The following is a 20,241-nucleotide window of genomic DNA, read 5'->3' as shown; positions in this document are numbered from 1 at the left end:
AATCCTTTGACCTGTGATCTATGTTGCGTCTTGCCGTGCCGGCTGAACGTTCAATCAGAACGTTCAATCCTGAACTCGTCCGACAAAGCGTGGCGAGCGCTTTTCGAGGAACGCGGTGACGCCTTCGGCGTAGTCCGCCGACCGGCCTGCGCGGCCCTGCAGGTCACGCTCGAGCTCGAGTTGCGTATCGAGCGTGTTGGTCTCGGAGGCATCGAGTGCCTGCTTGATCAACGCAAGACCGTCGGTCGGCTGCGTTGCGAGCGAGGCGGCGAGGGCGTGGGCTTCGGTCATCAAGTCGGAATCCTCGACCACCTTCCAGATCATGCCCCACGCTTCCGCCCGTTCCGCCGAGATGGGCTCGGCGAGCATCCCCAGGGCGCGGGCCCGTGCCCCGCCGACGAGCCGCGGCAGGAACCAGGTGCCGCCCGAATCCGGGACGAGGCCGAGCTTGGCAAAGGCCTGGATGAATTTGGCCGACCGCGCGGCGATCACGATATCGCAAGCCAGGGCGACGTTCGCGCCGGCACCTGCGGCCACGCCGTTGACGGCGCACACGACCGGCATCGGAATGCTGCGCAGCTTGCGCACCAGCGGGTTGTAGTATTTTTCGATCGGGGCCGAGAGATCGGGCGTTTCGCCCGGCGTGAAGACGCCGTCGGAAAGATCCTGCCCGGCACAAAAGCCGCGCCCAGTTCCGGTCAGGATCAGCGCGCGGCAGGACTTGTCCTGCTCCGCCGCAATCAGCGCGACCATCAATGCGGCGTGCAGATCGGCACTGAAGGAATTCAGGCGGTCGGGCCTGTTGAGCGTCAGGACGCGATATCCGGCGCGGATATCGGTCAACACCAGATCGCTGACCATGATGACCTCCCGTTGCGCCTTCTATGAGCGAAGGTCGCATGACCTGCGATCGGATTACTATTGACCGTCCGGTCAGTCAATTATAATTATCCATGCGGCAGTGCGGGCGGCGTCTTCGGGCCGATCGGAGCCAATTCTAGTCCCGATCGCGAATTCGGGCGCGACAAACACACATCAAGATCGAAGCAATTTCGCTCGCTGCACCAGACCGCGTATTTGCGATGGTTATCCGCGGCGCTTGACAGTTGTCAGATCGAGGTATCGGCGGAACCCGAGAAAGGTTCACGTTTACAGCCGCGCTGCATGGCCACCATGATTGGTGTGTGCTGCCACAAATCGGCCTTATATCACCGGCGATTTCCGCCGCCATGAAGGCGGTCCGATGACAGTGCAGTCAGGCGACATGACCGGGTTCCGATTCTCGACCGCGCACTTCGGTGCGCGAGACCGCTTGCCGATCTTCCGCGAGCAGATCGGGCGGATGATCGTGAAGCTCGATCCGGAACCGCTCGACGACGGCGCGTTCCATGCCGAAGCGAGTGTGCGCGAACTGTCGGGGCTCGGGATCGGATCCTGGGCGTGCAGCAATCTCAAGATCGCGCGGCCGCGCGAATTGCTCGACGGTAATGACGACCTCGTGCTGACGATCATCACGAGCGGCAACGTGCGCGCGTCACAGCGTGGCCGCGACATCGAGCTCAGCCCGGGTCAAGCCGTACTGCAGTCGAGCGCGGAAGCCGCCAACATGGTGGTCCCGGTGTCGCCGAGCCGCTTCGTCGGCCTCCGGTTGCCGCGCAAGGCGCTCGCCTCGCTGGTTCACGATCCCGAAGACATGCTGATCCGCCCGTTGCCGGCGAACACCGAGGCGATGCGGCTGCTTGCGCTTTACATCAGGGAACTCGACGACAGCTATCAGCTTTCGACTCCCGAGCTGCGGAACGCGGTCGTCAAGCATCTGACCGATCTCGGGGCGCTGATCATCGGCGCCAATCGCGACGCGGCGGTTGCCGCGGAGGATGGCGGGCTGGCGGCCGCGCGGCTTGCCGCGGTCAAGGCCGACATCAGCGAGAATCTGAGCTATGGCGACCTCACACTGCCTGCGGTGGCGGCGCGGCTGAAGCTCACGCCGCGCAATATCCAGCGGCTGTTCGAGAGCGTAGGCTCGACATTCTCAGAATTCGTGCTCGGCCAGCGGCTGGCGCGCGCGCATCATTTGCTGACCGATCCGCGCCACAGCCGCAGCACCATCGGCACGATTGCGTTCGAAGTCGGGTTTGGTGATCTCTCCTACTTCAACCGTACCTTCCGCCGGCACTACGGCGCGACGCCATCGGATATCCGCGCGGTGCCGCGGCGTTCCTGAGCGGCCCTAGTCGCGCGGTCGCGCGATGTGTGGCCTACGGCTCGTCGCATCCGCGCACCCGCCGGATCTGTTGGATCAGCCGCTGCTGACGCTCTGCCGACAAAGCTCGCTCATTCGCGCACATCAACATGGCGACGCACGCGGCCTCCGGTTCGGCGGGCCAAGTGATGCTGCCGTCGATCGCGCCGTCGCATTTGAGGTAGGCGTTCTTCGCATCCCAGCGGATCGTGCTTTCGGGTGCTGATGTCGTGGCGGCCGTCACGATCAGAGCCGCGCCAATCAACGGGAGCGGTCGGGATATCCGCCGATATGATCCGCGCATGCCGCTTGTCCGTCCTTCGACACAGGAGCGTCCGAGGCGGGCAATCATTAACGGGCGGCCGGCCGGCATACAACCTTGCCGCCGGACAGCGATGCAACATGCGGCGACAAATTCGGTTCACGTCGTCGACCGATGTCGCATATGTCCAAATCGGTGTCGCGTCGGTCCGTGCCGCATATCCGCGAAGCACATAAAAGGCAGCTTCCGTCTGATTGCGACAGGAAGAGTACTTGCCATTCAATATCGTTCGCAGCGAAGGCGCACGTGTGCGTGCATCAATATTGTCGTCGGAGAAAGATCACGACCCGGCGAACCTGCTCGGCTCTGCGCGCACTCATTCAGGAAGGATTGCGCTCATGTCGATTTCGTCCGCTCGATCAGCATCAGTGATTCTCTGCCTTCTGGCGGGAATAGCGCCGATCGCCACTGAGGCCGCGGGTGCGAAACCTGTGCTCAGGATCGAGAACGGGTTCCAACAGACCGTCGCGGTCTCGGCCGGGAGCGAGCTCTCGTTTGGGCCACCGCGGCAATCGCCGATCCGGCCTGGTGGCACCAGCGCCGGAGAAATCACGGTCTCGCTTGCGGCCGGCGCTGCCGCCGGAATTGCCAAGCTGCATGTTTTCGAGCGCAGTGCTGTCCCGATCGGATTCACGGTGACGGCCTGGCAGGGCCGGAAATCGATCGCTGTCGTAAAGCTTTGCGGTCATCTCGAGATGGACAGTTGGGTCGTGCTGCCGATCGAGACGACGCACGTCGACGTCTCCGATTTCTTCCCGGTCAAGGACGGATGCGACTGACTGCCGCGAGTTTGGCCCCCAATCAAGAGAGAAGGAATGACCATGCCTCCGATCGCCAAAGGGGCTTTTCTAGTCCTGCTTGCCGGGCTGATGCCCTGGTGCGCGCGGGCGAATGACACGTCCGCTGCGCTGGAAACCGGGGGCCTCCGTTTCAAGCAGGACCCCGACATCGTGATGCGCTCCGAGGATCTGTTCATCTCCGAGAAGCAGGTCCGGATCGTCTATCGCTTTTTCAACACCTCGGCGGCCGACAAGACCATCATGATCGCGTTCCCGATGCCCGACATCGCCGGCAAGCAAGATGACGAAAACATAGGACTCCCGACCGACGATCCCGAAAACATCTTTGACTTCCACGTCACCGTCGACGGCAAGTCGGCCGTGCCGCATCTCGAGCAGACGGCGCTGGCGAATGACGTGGATCAGACGGCGCTGCTGCGGAAGCTCGGAATTCCGCTGATGCCGATCAGGGGCCCCACGGGCGTGCTGCTGGACAAGCTGCCGAAGTCGAACTGGCCGGAGCTCGTCAAGCTCGGCGTCGGCGCCATCGAGACCTATGGGTCGGGCGGCCCGATGCAGGATCATCTGGTGCCGACCTGGACGCTGCGTTCGGCCTATACCTGGACGCAGACCTTTCCCGCGGGCCGCGAGATCATCTTCGAGCAGACCTATCGTCCGAGCGTCGGCGGCTCCGTGCAGACGATCATCGGCGCCGACAACTGGCGCAGCAACCCGGAAGCGCCGGCGTTTCTCGCATCCTATTGCATCGACGATGACCTGATCCGCAGCATCGAGCGGGCGCGCGCGACGAGGCGCGCTCCCTATCCGCCGTTCAGTGAACGGTCAATCGCTTATGTGCTCTCGACCGGCGCCAACTGGGCGGCGCCGATCGGCGAATTTCACCTCACCATCGACAAGGGCGAGCCCAACAATTTCGTCAGCTTCTGCGCCGATGGCGTCAAGAAGACCGGCCCGACGCGCTTCGAGGTTCGGCATACCAACTTCAAGCCGTCGCGAGACCTGAAGATAGTCATCTTTGTTCCGAACCCGAATTAGCGCGGGCAGGAAATGCAATGATTGCGAAAATGACTGCGTGATGTCGCGTACGTCCTATTCCCCGTCACATTTGTCCGAGCCTCGCATCGTTGAGACGCCTAAAAGGCGGCCCCCGCGGAATCACGCTGCGGGAGGGAATTACAGATGGCGACACTGCGAGGCCACCAATGACTGACACCACCACTTCATCGTTCGTCGATGCTGCCGCGGCCCTCGCGCCGCAGGTTCAGGCATCCGTGCAGGAGAGCGAGCGCTCGCGGCGGCTGCCTGTCCCGCTGATCGAAGCGATGGCACGAGCAGGGCTGTTCCGGCTCTGGATTCCGCGCGCATTCGGCGGCGAGGAGGCCGACCCGATGACCCTCGTCCGGGTGGTCGAGGAGATCGCGCGTGCCGACGGTGCCACAGGCTGGTGTATGGCCATCGGTGGCGCCCATGGCGTGTTCGGCGGCTATCTCGGGAAGGACGCCGCGCGCGATATCTACGGTAGCGATCCGCTGGTTCGAACCGCGGGCGCCCTGCGGCCGTTTGGCACCGCCGGGGTCGTCGATGGTGGTTATCGCGTCACGGGCCGCTGGCCGCTCGGAAGCGGTTGTCAGCATTCCGGCTGGATGATCGGCAATTGCCGGATCTTCGACGGGGATCAACCGCGATTGCATCCCGATGGCACCCCGGTGCTACGCTTCATGCTGTTTCCGACTGCGCAGTGCGAGATCCTCGACACCTGGCACAGTGTCGGGCTGCGCGGCACGGGCAGCCATGACTATGCGATCGCGGACGCTTTCGTGCCATCCGCGCTGTCACTTTCGTTTCGCGAGCCGCCGGTGGAGCAGGGGCCGCTCTATGCGTTTCCGACGATTGCGTTGTTCGGGGCGGCGCTCGCCGCCGTGCCGCTCGGCATCGCCCGCCATGCGATCGACATTCTGGTGGAGCTTGTCGGACGAAAGGTCGCGTCGCGCTCGCGCAAGCTGCTCCGTGAGGACACGCTGGTCCAGGCCGATCTCGGGCGTGCCGAGGCCTTGCTTGGCTCGGGACGGGCTTTCCTTTACGGCACGCTGGGAGAGGCGTGGCAGGCCGTCAGTGCCGGCAAGGTGCTCAGCGTTGCCGAGCGCGCCACGCTGTGGCTGGCATCGACCCATGCGGCGAACGCCGCCAAGCAGGCGACCGAGCTGATGTTCGGTGCCGGCGGCTCGGCCTCGCTCGACGTGAGTTGTGGGCTCGAACGCTGCATGCGCGACGTCCATGCTGCCGTCCAGCACCTCGCTTTGGCATCGGCCAACTATCAAATGGCCGGTGAGGCGTATCTCGGCGCGGACATGCGGTCGACGCCTTTGCTGTTTTCGGATGATCGCAATGAAGCGCGTTCCGTATCTCCTGCTCAGTGAGCGGCCGATCGCCTGCATCCTCGTGCTGGTCGTGAAGCCGGCGCTCTGCCTGCTTCTCTGGACGGGCGCATTGGCCGGCCGGGCACCGGCGCAGTCCACCGATCCTCGTCTTCCGACGGTGCTTGGCCTTGGCGTCAATCGTGCCAACATCACCAATGACGTCCGCGGACACTACTACACGTTCATGGCGGGGCCGGGCCATGTCGATGTCGAGCTCGCTTTCAAGGAGATGGGCGTATTCGGCCGTCCATTGCCGCAGCATCTCAACTTCGATTTCTGGAACGCGGACGGCGCTCGGCTGTCCCATATCGAAGTCCTGTCTCAGGGCGGCGTCGCCCACCGGCACACCGACGCCGATTTGCCGGCGCGACAAAGAATAAATCTCGCGGTCTCGACGCAATGGGGCGCGATCAAGGTCGGTGGTTACTACGAGATCGAGTTGAAAGGCGCTGTCGAGGCGGCCGCACCGGTCGGAGCGGACGCCAAGCCCGCACAGCCCGAGCCGCTGGTGCGGCCGTGATCGAATACATCAGCCATGTGCTGTCGCGCACACAGGATCGTCTCCGATCGTACCCGTCGACGATTCCACAAACCAATGCACGGCAACGTGTTTCACATTGTTGCACGATGTCGCATATGTCCAATCCCCCGTCGCCTCAGTCCGAGCCTGCCGGCTACCGCGCGCATAAAAGGCAGCCCCCGGTGATCGTCGCAGCCGGCGACATGAGTCGATTGCGATGCATTGAGGCGACTTAAGACCATCGAGGAGAATGTGATGACGTTTGCACTTCGAGGATATTTTCTTGCGCTCGGCACGAGCCTGGCGTTGTCCGGTGCTGCCATGGCACAGGATGTCAGTGTTGCCGTGGTCGGGCCGATGACCGGCTCGGAGGCGAGCTTCGGCCAGCAGTTCAAGAACGGCGCCGATCTCGCGATTGCCGACATCAACGCGGCGGGCGGCGTGCTCGGCAAGAAGCTCAAGCTGGAAGTCGGAGACGACGCCTGCGATCCGAAGCAGGCCGTGTCGGTCGCCGAGAAGATGGCCGGCGCGAAGATCCCGTTCGTCGTTGGGCACTTCTGCTCGTCGACCTCGATTCCCGCCTCGGACGCCTACGCCGAGGGCAACGTGCTGGAGATCACGCCGGGCTCGACCAACCCGCTGTTCACCGAGCGCGGGCTGTGGAACACATTCCGCGTCTGCGGCCGGGATGACCAGCAGGGCATGGTCGCTGCGGCCTATATCATCAAGAACTACAAGACCAAGAACGTCGCGATCATCCACGACAAGACGACCTACGGCAAAGGCCTCGCCGACGAAACCAAGAACGCCATCAACGCCGCGGGCGTGAAAGAGAAGCTCTATGAAGCCTACACCAAGGGCGACAAGGATTTTGCCGCGCTGGTGTCCCGCTTCAAGAAGGAGTCGATCGATTTCGTTTATGTCGGTGGCTACTATGCCGAAGCCGCGTTGATCCTGCGCCAGATGCGCGAGCAGGGCGTCAATGCCGTGCTGATGGGCGGCGACGCTTTGGTCGACAAGCAGTTCGCGGCGATCGCAGGCCCGCTCGCCGAGGGTTCGCTGTTTACCTTCTCGCCCGATCCACGCAAGAAGGTTACCGCGGCCGCGACCTTGAAGAAGTTCAAGGACAAGGGCATCGATCCCGACGGCTACACGCTCTACAGCTATGCGGCCTTCCAGATCTGGAGCCAGGCCGTCACCCGTGCCAAAACCACGGATGCCAAGAAGGTCGCAGCCGCCATCAAGGCCGGCAGCTGGGACACCGTGCTCGGCAACATCAGCTACACGCCGAAGGGTGACATCACCCTGATCGACTACGTCGTGTACCGCCGCGACAAGGACGGCAACTACGCCGAACTGCCGGCTGGTCAATGATCGCTGGGCCGCGACATCGACGCTCCCCTGTTCGATGTCGCGGCTGCGCCGGCTCACAGCGCCAACGGATCAACCCTCTGCCAGCCCCGAGGTGTTGGCGCTGTGACGCCTGGCAGTGCGGTGATCCGCCTGCCGGCGCGATTGCCGGCAAAGCGGGAAGACGGCCGAGCCGGGAATCCGCGTTGAGGGCCGTCGCGTTGAACCGATCCGGCAATCAATCCCGATAAACGAAGAGAGCACCAGATGTCTGACATGAGTCTGACCAATAACGGCGGTCGGGGTGGCGGCGGTTCAGCCGAATGGCGCGGCAACGGGCCGTCGCAAGGACCGTCGCATTCCTATCCGCTGCTGGTGCGCGATCACGGTCTCGGCACCGCGCTGAAACTGTTGCTCGAGACCCTGCCTTACGCGCTGGCGCGATGGGGCGTGTTGCTGGGTTTTGCCGCGGCCTGCTTGGTCTGGGCCATTGTCGCCGTGGGCGGCGCAGTGTGGCTCGGCACTCACGTTGCTAGCGTGTTCGGCTATTGCTGGCTGCTCGGCATCCTGCTGCTCGGTGGTTGGATCTGGGGCGCCGTCCTGCGCTACACCCTTCACATGATCGCCTGCGGCCATGTCGCGGTGCTGACCGAACTGATCATGCACGGCCGCATCGGCAACGGCACCGAAGGGCAGTTCGCCTACGGCCGCCGGATCGTGATGAACCGGTTCGGCGAGGTCGCGGTCCTGTTCGGGCTCAATGCGCTGATCCGCGCCGTGCTCCGTGCGTTTCACAATGCGCTCGATACGCTTGGCGAATGGCTGCCGGCGCCCGGCATGAAGGCGATCGTCGGTCTGCTCAACACCATCTTGTCGGCCGCGACTCGCTATCTGGACAAGGTGGTGCTGTCTTACGATCTGGCGCGCGGCGGCGATGATCCCAGGCGCAACATCCAGGACGGCCTGGTCTATTATTGCCAGAACGCCAAGCCGATCCTGACGACGTCGGTCTGGATGGTCATCGTGGAGCGGGTCCTGAGTATCCTGCTGTGCCTGCTGCTGCTGGTCCCCGCGGGCGTGGTGACGGTCTGGTTGCCGGACGCTGTCAGGGAGTATGGCGCCTCGGTCACGGTCTTCATCGCGACCCTGCTGGCGGTGACGGTGCGCGCGGCGTTCATCCAGCCGCTGTTCTTGATCTGTATGATGATCCGCTTTCACGCCCTGATCGAGAATCAGCCGATCAATTCGACCTGGGTTGGCTATCTCGATGGCCTCACAGACAAGTTCAAGCAGATCGGACGCTGAAACCGGCGGACGGCAGGTCATGCCGAGCTGCAATCCGGAAGGCCAGTGCATGGTGTTGATCGTATTTCACAACGGAGATGTTCGGTGACCGATCTATCGCTCGACAATAATGGCATCAGGCTTGCTGCGTCCGTTGCTGGCCCAACGGACGGTGAACCGATCCTGTTTCTACACGGCCTGTCGCTGAGCCGGGACACTTGGCAGGAAATCGGCGATCGGCTCAGGGAACGCTATCGGGTCTGGACCCTTGATTTCCGGGGGCACGGCCACTCGGACCGGGCTGCAAGCTACGCTCTCGCCGACTATGTTTCGGACGCGCAGACGGCATTGGCCGCAATCGGGCGCCCGGCCGTGATTGTTGGGCACTCGCTCGGCGGCTGCGTTGTCGGTGTGCTGGCGCAGAGCGGTGACGCCAGCGTGTGTGCAGCCTTTCTCGAAGATCCGCCGTGGTTTCTCGGGCAGCCGGGAGAGTGGGAAAAATCGGCATTCCCAAAACTGTTTGCGATCGTCAGCGCGCGTCAGGCCGCATGGCAGCAAGCGCGCGCGCCGCTCGGGACGTACCTTGCGTTCGTTTCGGACTCTCCAACGCCGATGGGTGGAATCGGTAGCGATCATTTCGGCTCCCGCCATCTGCTCAGTCATGCGTCTGCGCTGCAGCGGCAAGACGGGCGATGCTGGGCGGACGGAGACGTTGCGGGCTCGGTTCTTGCGGCGATTCCGACCGAGCGGGAATTCTTGTGCCCGGTCAAGATTATTCAGGCCGATCCCGGCTCTGGCGCGGCCTTGCTGGAAGGCCACGAGTCGCGCTTCGCACACGGCAATCCGCGTGCCGACATCGTTCGCTACGAGGGGTGCGGCCATTCACCTCATCGCGCCATCGCATTCACGCAACGCTTCGCGGCGGATCTGGAAGCTTTCCTGTCGGGCCTGCGGTCGAAATGAGCGCGCGCAACAACGATGCCGTGACGACGTCCGGCAATCCGGCACCGCACATTCATGAACCGAAGACGGGTACACCCATGCAAGCGACGTCCGGCTACGATCCGAACTACGTGATGGGCCGCTCGACCGCGGAGACCGACAGGCTCAGGCGGCAGTCCCAGCTCTACGACCCGTCGACATGGCAGCTCCTGAAAGAGGCCGGACTTTCGCCGGGCATGAAAGTGCTCGACGTCGGAAGCGGAGCCGGCAACGTCTCCTTTATCGCCGCAGGTGTTGTCGGCGAGAGCGGCGCGGTCGTCGGCGTCGACAGCAACCCCGCCATCGTCGAAGAAGCCGCAAGCACGGCGCGCTCGCTCGGCCTGAATCAGGTCTCGTTTCGGGCCGGCGACATCAATACGATCGCGCTGGAGCGTGATTTCGATGCGGTCATCGGCCGGCTCGTGCTGATTTATGTGAAGGACCCAGCCGCGCTGCTTCGGCAATTGCTTGGGCACGTCAAGCCTGGTGGCATCGTCGCGTTCCAGGATCTCGACTGGGGCGAGGGGCCGATCGCCATTCCGCCGTCGCCGCTGCTGTCGCAGGCGTGGGGCTATGTGAAGGAGATGTTCGCACGGGCGGGGCTGAACAACCGGATGGGATTGTCGCTGCACGGCGCCTTCGTCGCGTCCGGGCTTCCCGCGCCGCGCATGAGCCTGTTCGCGCCGGCGGGAGGTGGAGCGGATTTCGACGGCTACGACTACATGGCGAGCGGCTTGCGCAGCAATCTGCCGCATATCGTCAAGCTCGGCATCGCGACCGAAGCGGATCTGGCGCTGGACAGTTTTGCCGAACGCTTGCGCACCGAGGTGGTCGGCATGCAGGGCGTCTTTGCACTCCCGACCTTTGTCGGCGCATGGTCGCGCAAGCCGCCAGGCTGAACCGCCTTTCGTCGCGTCCGCGACAGCGCAACGGCGCCTCAGGCGTTGCCCACGACCGCCTCGATGAACGTCGTGGCGGACTCCCTCAATTGCTTGCGGCTGTAGCCGGCTCGCTCCATCACGGCCAACCCTCGCGTAAACGTCACGATGACGCGGGCCAGCCGGTTCGCATCGGCAACACTCCGCTTGCCTGGGGCCCTGTTTATGGCCTTGCCGATCAGCTGTTCGAGCCGGGCGAGCACGCCCTGCACGCGCTGCTGCACATCCGTGCTTGAGATGGCCGCGTCGAGCGCCGTACGGGTGGTCAGGCAGCCGCGCGGCGGCGAACCGTCGGTCATGTTGACGATGATCATGTCGAAGAAGCTCTTGAGCCCGCTCGCCGCATCGCCCTGCGCCAGCGCGTTGCCGGCCGCTTCGAGGAATTGCTCGGCATATCGATCGAAGGCGCGCAGGAAGATCGCTTCCTTGTCGCCATAGGCGTTGTAAAGGCTGCCGCGCTGGACGCCGGTCGCGGCGGCGAGGTCCTGCATGGTCGCGTCGTGCAGGCCCTTGCGCCAGAACACGTCGAGCGCGGTTGCCACCACCTCATCCTCATCAAACTGACGCACACCTGCCATCTCGGTTCGCTCCACCCGTTCATTCTTGACATCATCGTCAAGATTAACAATCATGTCAAGGATGATGCCACAGGAGATCAGGATGATTACCGCCGTCACGACGTTCAGATTGCCGAAGCCGATCACCCGCGAGGAAGCGCGCAGCATCTTTCTGAGCACGGCGCCGTTCTATCGCGGCGTGTCGGGGCTGTTTCGGAAGACCTATATGATTTCCGAGGACGGGATGACGGCCGGCGGTGTCTATTTCTGGAACTCGAGGCCGGATGCGGAAGCGCTGTACACCGACGCATGGCGCGCCCGCGCCCGGGAGAAATACGGCGCCGATCCGACGGTGACTTATTTCGAGAGTCCTGTCGTGGTCGACAACGTCGCCGAGCAAATTCTCGCCGACGCGTAGCTAAGGCGCTGTAACACTGGACTCTACGGCCCTTGTGGAACCTTCGACCACTGGCCGGATTGCGAGCATCGCTCGCGGGAGGCTCTGCACGCTTCGGCTTGTGCGTGGCGTGCCCGCGAGGCTAGTCTCTCTGCAAGCAAGAAGACTGCAGGGAGCCAACACGGTGAACCAATACCAATCTTCAGATCCAGCACCCGCACTGCCGCGCCGCAGGCTCGGTCGCACCGGGCTCGATGTTTCCATTCTCGGTTTTGGCACGGCACCGCTCGGCGATCTCTTTGCGCGGCTCGACGACACCGCCGCGATCGCAGCGGCGGAGCGGGCGTTTGCGCTGGGCGTCAACCTGCTGGATTCCTCTCCGCTCTACGGCCATGGTCTCGCCGAGCACCGCAGCGGCACGGCGCTGCGCCGCGTGGCCCGCGATGACATCGTCGTCTGCACCAAGGTCGGGCGCTGGATGGACCCGTTTCACGGCCGCGGTGACGGCTCCAATTTCGCGGGCGGGCAGCCGCACCGTGCGGTGGTCGATTATTCCTATGACGGCACCATGCGCTCGGTCGAGCAGTCGCTGCTGCGGCTCGGCACCGATCGCATCGACTTGCTCCTGATCCACGACGTCGACGTCTGGACCCATGGTGCTGACGCCATCGAGGCGCGGTTTCGCGAGGCGATGGAGGGCGCCTATGTCGCGCTCGACAATCTGCGTTCCCAGGGGGTGGTCAAGGGCATCGGCATCGGCGTCAACGAGGCCGAGATGTGCGTGCGCTTCGCCAAGGCAGGCTCGTTCGACACCATGCTGCTCGCCGGCCGCTACTCGCTGCTGGAGCAGCCGGCGCTCGCCGAGTTCCTGCCGCTGGCGGAGAAGCAGGGCATCGGCATGATGCTCGGCGGCGTATTCAACTCCGGCATCCTGGCGACCGGCGCGGTTGCCGGCGCCAAGTACAACTACAAGGACGCGCCGCCCGACGTGATGCAGAAGGTCGCCGCGATCGAGCGCGTCTGCCGCGCCCACGGCGTAGCGCTGCCGACCGCTGCGCTGCATTTCGCGCTGGGCCATCCGGCGGTCGCGAGCCTGGTGCTCGGTGCGCAGACCCCGCAGGAGGTCGAGCGCAACGCCGCCGCCCTGTCATTGCCCGTGCCCGCCGCGCTATGGCGCGATTTGAAAGCCGAGGGATTGCTCGACCAGCATGCGCCGGTGCCGGCATGATGCGGATCGACGCCCATCACCATGTCTGGACCTTGGCGCGCGCCGATTACGGCTGGCTGACGCCGGAGCGCGGTCCGATCTATCGCGACTTCGGCCTGGCCGATCTGGCGCCGCATCTCGCCGCAGCCGGGATCGATGGCACGATCCTGGTGCAGGCCGCGCCGACCGAGGCCGAGACGGCATTCATGCTCGACGTCGCCAAGGGCACCGAGCTGGTGCGCGGCGTGGTCGGCTGGATCGATTTCGATGCGCCCGATGCCGCGGCGCGCGTCGATGCCGTCGCCGGGCGCGAGCTGCTGGTCGGCCTGCGCCCGATGGTGCAGGACATCGCCGATGACGACTGGCTGTTGCGGCCCGAGCTGGCGGCGCCGCTCGAGGCCATGGCGCGGCATGATCTGGTGTTCGACGCGCTGGTGCTACCGCGCCATTTTCCGCGGCTCATCCAGCTGGTCGATCAGCATTCGGATCTGCAATTCGTGCTCGATCATTGCGGCAAGCCACAGCTCGCCACCGGCGACATTGCGGCCTGGAAAGACGACATTGCAAACCTTGCAACACGATCCAACGTCGTCTGCAAGCTCTCGGGGCTTGCGACGGAGGCGGCGCCGAACTGGCAGGTCAAGGATTTGCGCGAGGCCGTCGATCACGCGATGGCCTGCTTCGGGCCGGAGCGGATGCTGTGGGGCAGCGATTGGCCCGTCGTCAATCTCGCCGGCGGCTATGCGCACTGGTTCGCGGCGGCGGAGACCTTGCTGGCTGATTTGTCAAGTGAGGCAAGAGCTGCGATTTTCGGCGGCAATGCGGCGTGGGTCTATTTGTCAAGTCGCGGGCGGCCGACATCCCGGAAATAGATTGCAGGCGGCGCCTCATTTGATCCACAGCGCGCCTTGATGAATCAATCCGGGATGGTTCATAAGCGGCGTCCGCACTGTCCAGGTCCGGCGGTGCAACGGGATCAGAGAGAGAGGCGTGGCAAAGATTCATCATCAGATTGCGCAGGAGCTGGGGGTTCGCGACGAGCAGGTCGAGGCGGCGGTGACGCTGCTTGACGGCGGCGCCACGGTGCCGTTCATCGCGCGATACCGCAAGGAGCTCACCGGCGCGCTCGATGACGCGCAGCTGCGCACGCTGGAAGAGCGGTTGACGTACTTGCGCGAACTCGAGGAGCGCCGCACCGCGGTGCTCAATTCGATCCGCGAGCAGGGCAAGCTCGATGCCGCGCTTGAAGCCCAGATCATGGCCGCCGACAGCAAGGGCCGGCTCGAGGACATCTATCTGCCGTACAAGCCGAAGCGCCGCACCAAGGCTGAGATCGCCAAGGAGGCCGGGCTCGAGCCGCTTGCCGATCAGCTGTTGACGCAGCCGCAAAACGATCCGAACGAGGCCGCTTCTCCCTTCGTCAATGCCGAGAAGCAGGTCGCTGACGTTGCCGCCGCGCTGGACGGCGCGCGCGCGATCCTGGTTGAGCGCTTCGCCGAGGATGCCGATCTGATCGGCGCGTTGCGTGAGGAGATGTGGTCGAACGGCATCATGGCCTCGACGGTTCGCGCCGGCAAGAAGACCGAAGGCGAGAAGTTCAAGGACTATTTCGATTTCTCGGAGCCGTTGCCGAAGCTGCCGTCGCACCGCATCCTGGCGCTGTTCCGCGGCGAGAAGGAAGAGATTCTCGACCTGGCGATCAAGCCGGAGGCCGAGGCGCCCGCCGTCGGCGTACCCGGCCTCTATGAGCTCAAGATCATGAACCGCTTTGCGATCTCCAACCAGGGCCGCAAGGGCGACAAGTGGTTGACCGAGACGGTGCGCTGGGCCTGGCGCACCAAGATCCAGATTCACCTCAATATCGATCTGCGGATGCGGCTGTGGGCCGCGGCCGAGACCGAGGCCGTGCGGGTGTTCGCCTCGAATTTGCGCGATCTGTTGCTCGCAGCGCCGGCCGGCCCGCGTGCCACAATGGGGCTCGACCCCGGCTATCGTACCGGCGTCAAGGTCGCGGTGATCGATGCGACGGGCAAGGTGGTGGCGCACACCGCAATCTTCCCGCACGAGCCGCAGCGGCGATGGGACGAGGCACTCGCTACTCTGGGCAAGCTCGCGATCGAGCACGGGGTCGAGCTGATCGCGATCGGCAACGGCACCGCCTCGCGCGAGACCGACAAGCTCGCCGCCGAGCTGGTCAAGCGGCTGCCCGAGCGCAAGATGACCAAGATCGTGGTTTCCGAAGCCGGCGCGTCGGTCTACTCGGCCTCCGCCTTCGCCTCGAACGAATTGCCTGATCTCGACGTCACCATTCGCGGCGCGGTCTCGATCGCGCGGCGCCTGCAGGATCCGCTGGCCGAGCTCGTCAAGATCGATCCGAAGGCGATCGGTGTCGGCCAATACCAGCACGATCTCGGCGAGGCCAAGCTGGCGCGCTCGCTCGATGCCGTGGTGGAAGACTGCGTGAACGCGGTCGGCGTCGATGCCAATACCGCCTCGGTGCCGCTGCTATCGCGGGTGTCGGGCATCGGCGCGGGGCTGGCGCAGAGCATCGTGCAGCATCGCGACGCCAACGGCCCGTTCAAGTCGCGCAAGGCGCTCAAGGAAGTGCCGCGGCTCGGACCTAAGGCGTTCGAGCAGTGCGCCGGCTTCCTGCGCATCAGCAATGGCGAGGATCCGCTCGATTCGTCCGGCGTGCATCCGGAAGCCTATCCGGTGGTGCGCCGTATCCTCGAGGCGACCAAGAGCGACATCAAGGCGTTGATCGGCAACGCCGATGTGGTGCGCGGGCTGAAGCCGCAAACCTTCGTCGACGACACGTTCGGCCTGCCCACGGTCACCGACATTCTGCGCGAGCTGGAAAAGCCCGGCCGCGACCCGCGCCCGGCGTTCAAGGCGGCGGTGTTCAAGGAGGGCGTCGAGGAGGTCAAGGATCTCAAGAAGGGCATGATCCTCGAGGGTACCGTGACCAACGTTGCGGCCTTCGGCGCCTTCGTCGACATCGGCGTGCATCAGGATGGGCTGGTGCACATCTCGGCAATGTCGCGGAACTTCATCAAGGATCCGCGCGAGGTCGTGAAGCCCGGCGACATCGTCAAGGTCAAGGTCCTGGACGTCGAGGTCGCACGCAAGCGCATCGCGCTGACCTTGCGGCTTGACGATGAGATCGGTCCGAAGAAGGACAATGCGGGTCCGCCGCGCGATTTCTCACGTGGTTCGGCCAAGATGACGTCGTCGGCCCCGCGCCGCCCGCAGGAGCAGTCCGGCGGCGGCGCGCTCGCGGAGGCGCTGCGCCGCGCAGCCGAGAAGAGCGGGCGCGGCAAGCCGACCTGAGCCGCGTTGGCGCCATCGGCCATCTCGCGGCGATTGCAGAACTGTGGCGGATCACGCTTCGCGGATCCGCCCGGTTGTCTGCCATGGAACGCCACAGAACTGCTGGTGACCTGCCGTCAGTTACGTCAGACCACGAGAGAGCCATTGGTGCGCGGTGCTATCCCTGAGCCGTTCGAGAGCTCGGTGGGCCGCGATGTAGTCGATGTCGCTGGGCGTCAGGCCGATATCCATCAGTTGTCTGTCACTCAGGTCGCGCAAACTCACGCGTAACCTCTTGCGTCGCCGCCAGGTGCGGAACGCACGCCAGCACCGCTGAAGTAAACCTGGGACGCTCCGCGTCGATGCGACGGGTGGTCCAGCCGCTTGCTTTTCCGAGAAAGCGTCTCTCCGTGCTGCGATGGAGGCGTCGGGGCACGGCTCGGCCACAGCATCGCCCGGGGTATCTTTCGCCAAGGCGATGGCGCGGCTGAGCCCTGCGCGCCCGGGCTCGGCTATGAAGTTCGTCTGTTGAGGTGGCATCGCACGCTCCTACTGGTGTGCCGGCAGGAGTGTGGCCAAACAAAAGGCCCCGTCCGATGCCGGCGGGGCCTGGTGAAAGATCGCGTCGTCGAATTCCTAGTGCACGACTCCTTCCACGGCCCAGCAAAAGTGGGTCATGTTTTTACGGTTCGCGGTGCGCACGACGTTGATCATGTCGCTTGGCTATCACGGGGATCGCGCAAAATCAAGGGCTGCGCCGGCGGTGTGCACAGCCTGAAGGCGAGCGGTCATGATTGACACGAAGATCGCGTCGGAATTTGAACCGGACACGCGAGGCCCACGGCAAGTAGAAAGCCTCGTGCCGATCCTAAATCCGCTGTCAGAATCTGGCGCATTTGTAAGTTGAAGTCGGCGGTCCGCTTGCGTCTTCTGATCATGCTCGCGTGCGGCGATACGAGATTTTGCCGCGGTCCCAATCAGGGAGGATTTCATGAAGAACAGGCTTCTCAAATGTCTCACGGCGGCGACGCTCGCGGTCAGCGTCGCGCTTGCACCCGCAGCCCTGGCCAGAGGTGGCGGCGGTGGCGGTGGCGGACATGGTGGCGGTGGTGGCTTCGGTGGCGGCCACGGCGGTGGCTTCGCTGGCGCCATGGGTGGCGGCATGCACGGTGGCGGCTTTGGCGGCGGAATGCATGGCGGAGGTTTCGGTGGCGGTATGCGTGGCGGAAGCATGGCATTCGCCGCGATGGGCGGCGGCGGCCATTTTGCCGGCGGGCACTTCGGCGGCGCGCGCTTTGCCGGCGCTCCTGCGTTCGGACCGCGATTTGCCGGAGCCGGATTCCATGGCGGACGCTTCTTCCATCACGGCGGCTTCTTCCATCACCACCGCTTCCATCGCTTCGCATTCTTCGGCGGGCCTTACGTCTATGCCGATTACTACGATGGCTGTTACCGCCGGGTATGGACGGCTTACGGTCTGCAATGGGTCAATGTGTGCGGTGACTATTGGTGATCGCCCAACCAACCGCACCGTTGTCGCGGTCGTCGCCAGACGTTCCATCCAGCCCCGGAATGGGATAGTCTGGCGGCGATCGTCGCGGGGCGGGCGCTCGGAGAGTTGAACACAATGACCGGAGTTCACCGCCGCATTCTCGTCGTCGAGGACGATCCGGAGACCGCGGGTCAACTCGTCGAAGAGCTCACCACCAGCGGCTATGACGTGGACCTTGCGGCGAACGGCCGCGAGGCGCTGAGCCAGGGGGCGGCGCGCGACTATGCCGTGATCACGATCGATCGCATGCTGCCCGATATCGACGGCATCACGGTGATGCGTCAGATGCGCGACGACGGCATCGCAGTTCCGTTTCTGATCATCAGCGCGCTCGGTGAGGTCGACGACCGCGTGCGAGGCTTGCGCGCCGGCGGCGACGACTATCTGGTCAAGCCGTTTTCCTTTGTCGAACTGCTGGCGCGGCTCGAGGCGCTCGGTCGCCGCAGCGAGACCGTTGCCAAGGAGACCATCCTGCGGGTCGGCGATCTTGCGGTCGATCTGATCGCGCGGACGGCAAGCCGCCGCGGCCGGAAGATTCCGCTACTGCCGAAGGAATTCCAGCTGCTCGAATATCTCACGCGGAATGAAGGCCGTGTTGTGTCGCGCGCCATGCTGTTGCAGCACGTGTGGGATCTGCACTTCGATCCCTCGACCAACATCATCGACGTCTATGTCGGGCGCGTGCGCCGCAAGGTCGACGACCAGCAAGCCTATCCGCTGATCCACACGATCCGCGGCATCGGGTACTGCCTCCGTGCTCCTGGCTAAAACCCTTGGGTCATCGACGTTTCGCCTGGCCTTGATCGCCATCGGCATCTTCGGCCTGATCGTGTCCGCCATCTTCGCTTACGTCTACTGGTCGACGCTGTCCTACGTGCGCGACAGGTCCGATCGCGCAATCATGACTGAGCAGGCGAGCCTCGATGCTGCCTATGCGCGATCCGGCCGTGATGGCCTGGCCGCGTCGATCGAACAGCGCATTGCGGACAAGGACGTAGCCGATCATGTCTATCTGTTGGCTGGCCCCGGCTCCGCGGTACTCGCTGGAAATCTGGGGCAATGGCCAAACGATGCTGCCGCGCAGGGATGGGCTGAATTCCGCGCCTCGCTGCCACGGCTCTCCGCGGAACCCGCTCTGGTGCGAGCTGCGACGGAGACCCTGTCGAACGGCGATCGGTTACTAGTCGGCCGCGACATCAGCGATCTCGATGGTTTCATGGCGCAGATCAGGGCCGCGGGCATCGCGGCTATTGTGCTGATCATCGGGCTTGCGGCGGCTGCCAGCATCGGGGTCACGCAGCGAACGGTCAGCCGGATCGAGTCGATCAATGCGACCAGTCGCGCCATCATGCTCTCCGGCCTCGACCAGCGCATCCCGCTCCACGGCAGCCATGACGAATGGGATCGCGTCGCCGAGAACCTCAATCTGATGCTGGATCGCATCCAATCCCTGATGGGGGACGTCAAGCAGGTCAGCGAGAACATCGCCCACGATCTGCGCACGCCGCTGACCCGGATGCGCGGCCGGTTGGAGAAGGCCTACCATGCTCCACGCAACGGGGAAGGGGATGCGGCGCTGATCGGCGACACCATCGCCGATCTCGATGCGGTGCTCGGGATGTTCGCATCGATCACGCGGATTTCCGAGATCGAGACGCGGGCCCGCAAGGGGGCGTTTCGCACGGTCAATCTGGTCGAGATCGCAGGCGAGGTGGTCGAGCTCTATGATGCCGCGGCCGAACAGGTCACCACGCACCTCGTTCTTGCCGGCGATCCGGCGGTGCTGGTCACCGGCGACCGCGACCTGCTGTTCGATGCCATTGCCAATCTCGTCGACAACGCCATCAAGCATGGCCGCCCGGGCGGACGGGTGACGGTAACCTGCGACAATGACGAGAGCGGGCCGGTGATTTCGGTCGCCGATGACGGCCCCGGTATTCCCGCCGAGCAGCACGATCGGGTTTTCAAGCGCTTCTATCGGCTCGAGCAGAGCCGCTATACGCCGGGAAATGGACTCGGTCTCAGCCTGGTTGCTGCGGTCGCGAGCCTGCACGGCGCGCGGATCGAACTGCGCGACAACGCGCCGGGGCTGTTGTGCAGGCTCGTGTTTCCCGTGGCGGAGGCGTAGGGTGGGGTCGGCGGAAGGCGTAACGCACCAACGCCATCCTCATCGCGGAACGATAGCGGGCTACGATTCTCCAACCCACCCTCGAGCTGCGCTGCTTGGGATGTGAATCGGCGTTGATCCCCACGTCGTCCGGGGCAAGCGAAACGCGACCCGGGACCCATAACCACCAATGCGAATTGTTTATGCAGAGCTGGGGCCGCAGCTCGCTTCAACGACACGACCCTGTGGTTATGGGTG

The 20,241-nt window shown here is 64.3% G+C and carries 20 protein-coding genes; 16 read left to right on the top strand and 4 right to left on the bottom strand.

Annotation, left to right across the window (positions count from 1 at the left end; genetic code table 11):
- Positions 1 to 63: 63 nt before the first annotated feature.
- Positions 64 to 861 (bottom strand): 2-(1,2-epoxy-1,2-dihydrophenyl)acetyl-CoA isomerase PaaG, encoded by a 798-nt coding sequence (paaG, locus tag H8A92_RS12890; RefSeq protein ID WP_229196153.1) that lies wholly within the window; start codon positions 859 to 861, stop codon positions 64 to 66.
- A 403-nt stretch (positions 862 to 1,264) separates the two neighbouring features.
- On the opposite strand from paaG, the gene H8A92_RS12885 reads away from it, so the two are divergent.
- A complete protein-coding gene (locus H8A92_RS12885) occupies positions 1,265 to 2,224 on the top strand; it encodes an AraC family transcriptional regulator (protein ID WP_229196152.1) in 960 nt (319 codons plus the stop codon).
- 34 nt (positions 2,225 to 2,258) lie between these two features.
- Here H8A92_RS12885 and H8A92_RS12880 read toward each other — a convergent pair whose 3' ends face one another.
- On the bottom strand, positions 2,259 to 2,486 hold the full coding sequence (locus H8A92_RS12880; protein ID WP_229196151.1) for a hypothetical protein: 228 nt from the start codon (positions 2,484 to 2,486) through the stop codon (positions 2,259 to 2,261).
- 416 nt (positions 2,487 to 2,902) lie between these two features.
- On the opposite strand from H8A92_RS12880, the gene H8A92_RS12875 reads away from it, so the two are divergent.
- From H8A92_RS12875 to H8A92_RS12840, 8 genes are all read left to right on the top strand, one after another.
- Complete coding sequence (locus H8A92_RS12875; RefSeq protein ID WP_229196150.1) at positions 2,903 to 3,343, top strand: hypothetical protein; 441 nt, start codon at positions 2,903 to 2,905, stop codon at positions 3,341 to 3,343.
- 36 nt (positions 3,344 to 3,379) lie between these two features.
- A complete protein-coding gene (locus tag H8A92_RS12870) occupies positions 3,380 to 4,399 on the top strand; it encodes a DUF4424 domain-containing protein (RefSeq protein ID WP_229196149.1) in 1,020 nt (339 codons plus the stop codon).
- Between the two features lie 167 nt (positions 4,400 to 4,566).
- The gene (locus H8A92_RS12865) at positions 4,567 to 5,781 is read left to right on the top strand and encodes an acyl-CoA dehydrogenase family protein (RefSeq protein WP_229196148.1); all 1,215 of its coding nucleotides are present in this window, start codon (positions 4,567 to 4,569) and stop codon (positions 5,779 to 5,781) included.
- Positions 5,750 to 6,301 (top strand): hypothetical protein, encoded by a 552-nt coding sequence (locus H8A92_RS12860; RefSeq protein WP_229196147.1) that lies wholly within the window; start codon positions 5,750 to 5,752, stop codon positions 6,299 to 6,301. Before H8A92_RS12865 ends, H8A92_RS12860 begins: the two co-directional genes overlap by 32 nt.
- Positions 6,302 to 6,556: 255 nt before the next feature.
- Positions 6,557 to 7,675, top strand: a complete 1,119-nt coding sequence (locus H8A92_RS12855; protein ID WP_229196146.1) for a branched-chain amino acid ABC transporter substrate-binding protein — start codon at positions 6,557 to 6,559, stop codon at positions 7,673 to 7,675.
- Positions 7,676 to 7,918: 243 nt separating this feature from the next.
- Positions 7,919 to 8,956, top strand: coding sequence for a hypothetical protein (locus tag H8A92_RS12850; RefSeq protein ID WP_229196145.1), 1,038 nt, complete (start codon positions 7,919 to 7,921; stop codon positions 8,954 to 8,956).
- A gap of 84 nt (positions 8,957 to 9,040) precedes the next feature.
- Positions 9,041 to 9,898 carry an alpha/beta fold hydrolase gene (locus H8A92_RS12845; protein WP_229196144.1) on the top strand — a complete coding sequence of 286 codons (858 nt, stop codon included), beginning with the start codon at positions 9,041 to 9,043 and terminating at the stop codon, positions 9,896 to 9,898.
- Positions 9,899 to 9,975: 77 nt separating this feature from the next.
- Positions 9,976 to 10,815 (top strand): class I SAM-dependent methyltransferase, encoded by an 840-nt coding sequence (locus tag H8A92_RS12840; protein ID WP_229196143.1) that lies wholly within the window; start codon positions 9,976 to 9,978, stop codon positions 10,813 to 10,815.
- 38 nt (positions 10,816 to 10,853) lie between these two features.
- Here the strand turns inward: H8A92_RS12840 and H8A92_RS12835 are convergent, their stop codons facing one another.
- Positions 10,854 to 11,579: a TetR/AcrR family transcriptional regulator gene (locus H8A92_RS12835; RefSeq protein ID WP_229196142.1), complete on the bottom strand. Its 726-nt coding sequence runs from the start codon at positions 11,577 to 11,579 to the stop codon at positions 10,854 to 10,856.
- On the opposite strand from H8A92_RS12835, the gene H8A92_RS12830 reads away from it, so the two are divergent.
- The 4 genes from H8A92_RS12830 to H8A92_RS12815 all read left to right on the top strand — a co-directional run bounded on the left by H8A92_RS12830 (position 11,542) and on the right by H8A92_RS12815 (position 16,345).
- A complete protein-coding gene (locus H8A92_RS12830; RefSeq protein WP_229196141.1) occupies positions 11,542 to 11,829 on the top strand; it encodes a monooxygenase in 288 nt (95 codons plus the stop codon). The two genes, H8A92_RS12835 and H8A92_RS12830, sit on opposite strands and share 38 nt — an antisense overlap.
- Positions 11,830 to 11,992: 163 nt before the next feature.
- Positions 11,993 to 13,036: an aldo/keto reductase gene (locus H8A92_RS12825; protein ID WP_229196140.1), complete on the top strand. Its 1,044-nt coding sequence runs from the start codon at positions 11,993 to 11,995 to the stop codon at positions 13,034 to 13,036.
- Complete coding sequence (locus tag H8A92_RS12820; RefSeq protein ID WP_229196139.1) at positions 13,033 to 13,887, top strand: amidohydrolase family protein; 855 nt, start codon at positions 13,033 to 13,035, stop codon at positions 13,885 to 13,887. Before H8A92_RS12825 ends, H8A92_RS12820 begins: the two co-directional genes overlap by 4 nt.
- Positions 13,888 to 14,005: 118 nt before the next feature.
- Positions 14,006 to 16,345 carry a Tex family protein gene (locus tag H8A92_RS12815; protein WP_229196138.1) on the top strand — a complete coding sequence of 780 codons (2,340 nt, stop codon included), beginning with the start codon at positions 14,006 to 14,008 and terminating at the stop codon, positions 16,343 to 16,345.
- Positions 16,346 to 16,465: 120 nt separating this feature from the next.
- Here H8A92_RS12815 and H8A92_RS12810 read toward each other — a convergent pair whose 3' ends face one another.
- Positions 16,466 to 16,864 (bottom strand): DUF1127 domain-containing protein, encoded by a 399-nt coding sequence (locus H8A92_RS12810; protein WP_229196137.1) that lies wholly within the window; start codon positions 16,862 to 16,864, stop codon positions 16,466 to 16,468.
- Positions 16,865 to 17,315: 451 nt separating this feature from the next.
- Between H8A92_RS12810 and H8A92_RS12805 the strand changes: the two genes are divergently transcribed.
- The 3 genes from H8A92_RS12805 (at position 17,316) to H8A92_RS12795 (ending at position 20,004) form a co-directional block, all read left to right on the top strand.
- A complete protein-coding gene (locus H8A92_RS12805; RefSeq protein WP_229196136.1) occupies positions 17,316 to 17,837 on the top strand; it encodes a hypothetical protein in 522 nt (173 codons plus the stop codon).
- A 114-nt stretch (positions 17,838 to 17,951) separates the two neighbouring features.
- Complete coding sequence (locus tag H8A92_RS12800) at positions 17,952 to 18,644, top strand: response regulator transcription factor (protein WP_229196135.1); 693 nt, start codon at positions 17,952 to 17,954, stop codon at positions 18,642 to 18,644.
- Between the two features lie 31 nt (positions 18,645 to 18,675).
- Entirely contained in the window at positions 18,676 to 20,004 is a 1,329-nt protein-coding gene (locus tag H8A92_RS12795; protein WP_233285421.1) for a sensor histidine kinase, read from the top strand.
- The last annotated feature ends 237 nt before the right edge of the window (positions 20,005 to 20,241 follow it).

Source organism: Bradyrhizobium acaciae (genome assembly GCF_020889785.1).
Classification (GTDB): domain Bacteria; phylum Pseudomonadota; class Alphaproteobacteria; order Rhizobiales; family Xanthobacteraceae; genus Bradyrhizobium; species Bradyrhizobium acaciae.
Note: the sequence above shows the minus strand (reverse complement) of the source record. Positions and strands in the feature narration are given on the sequence as shown.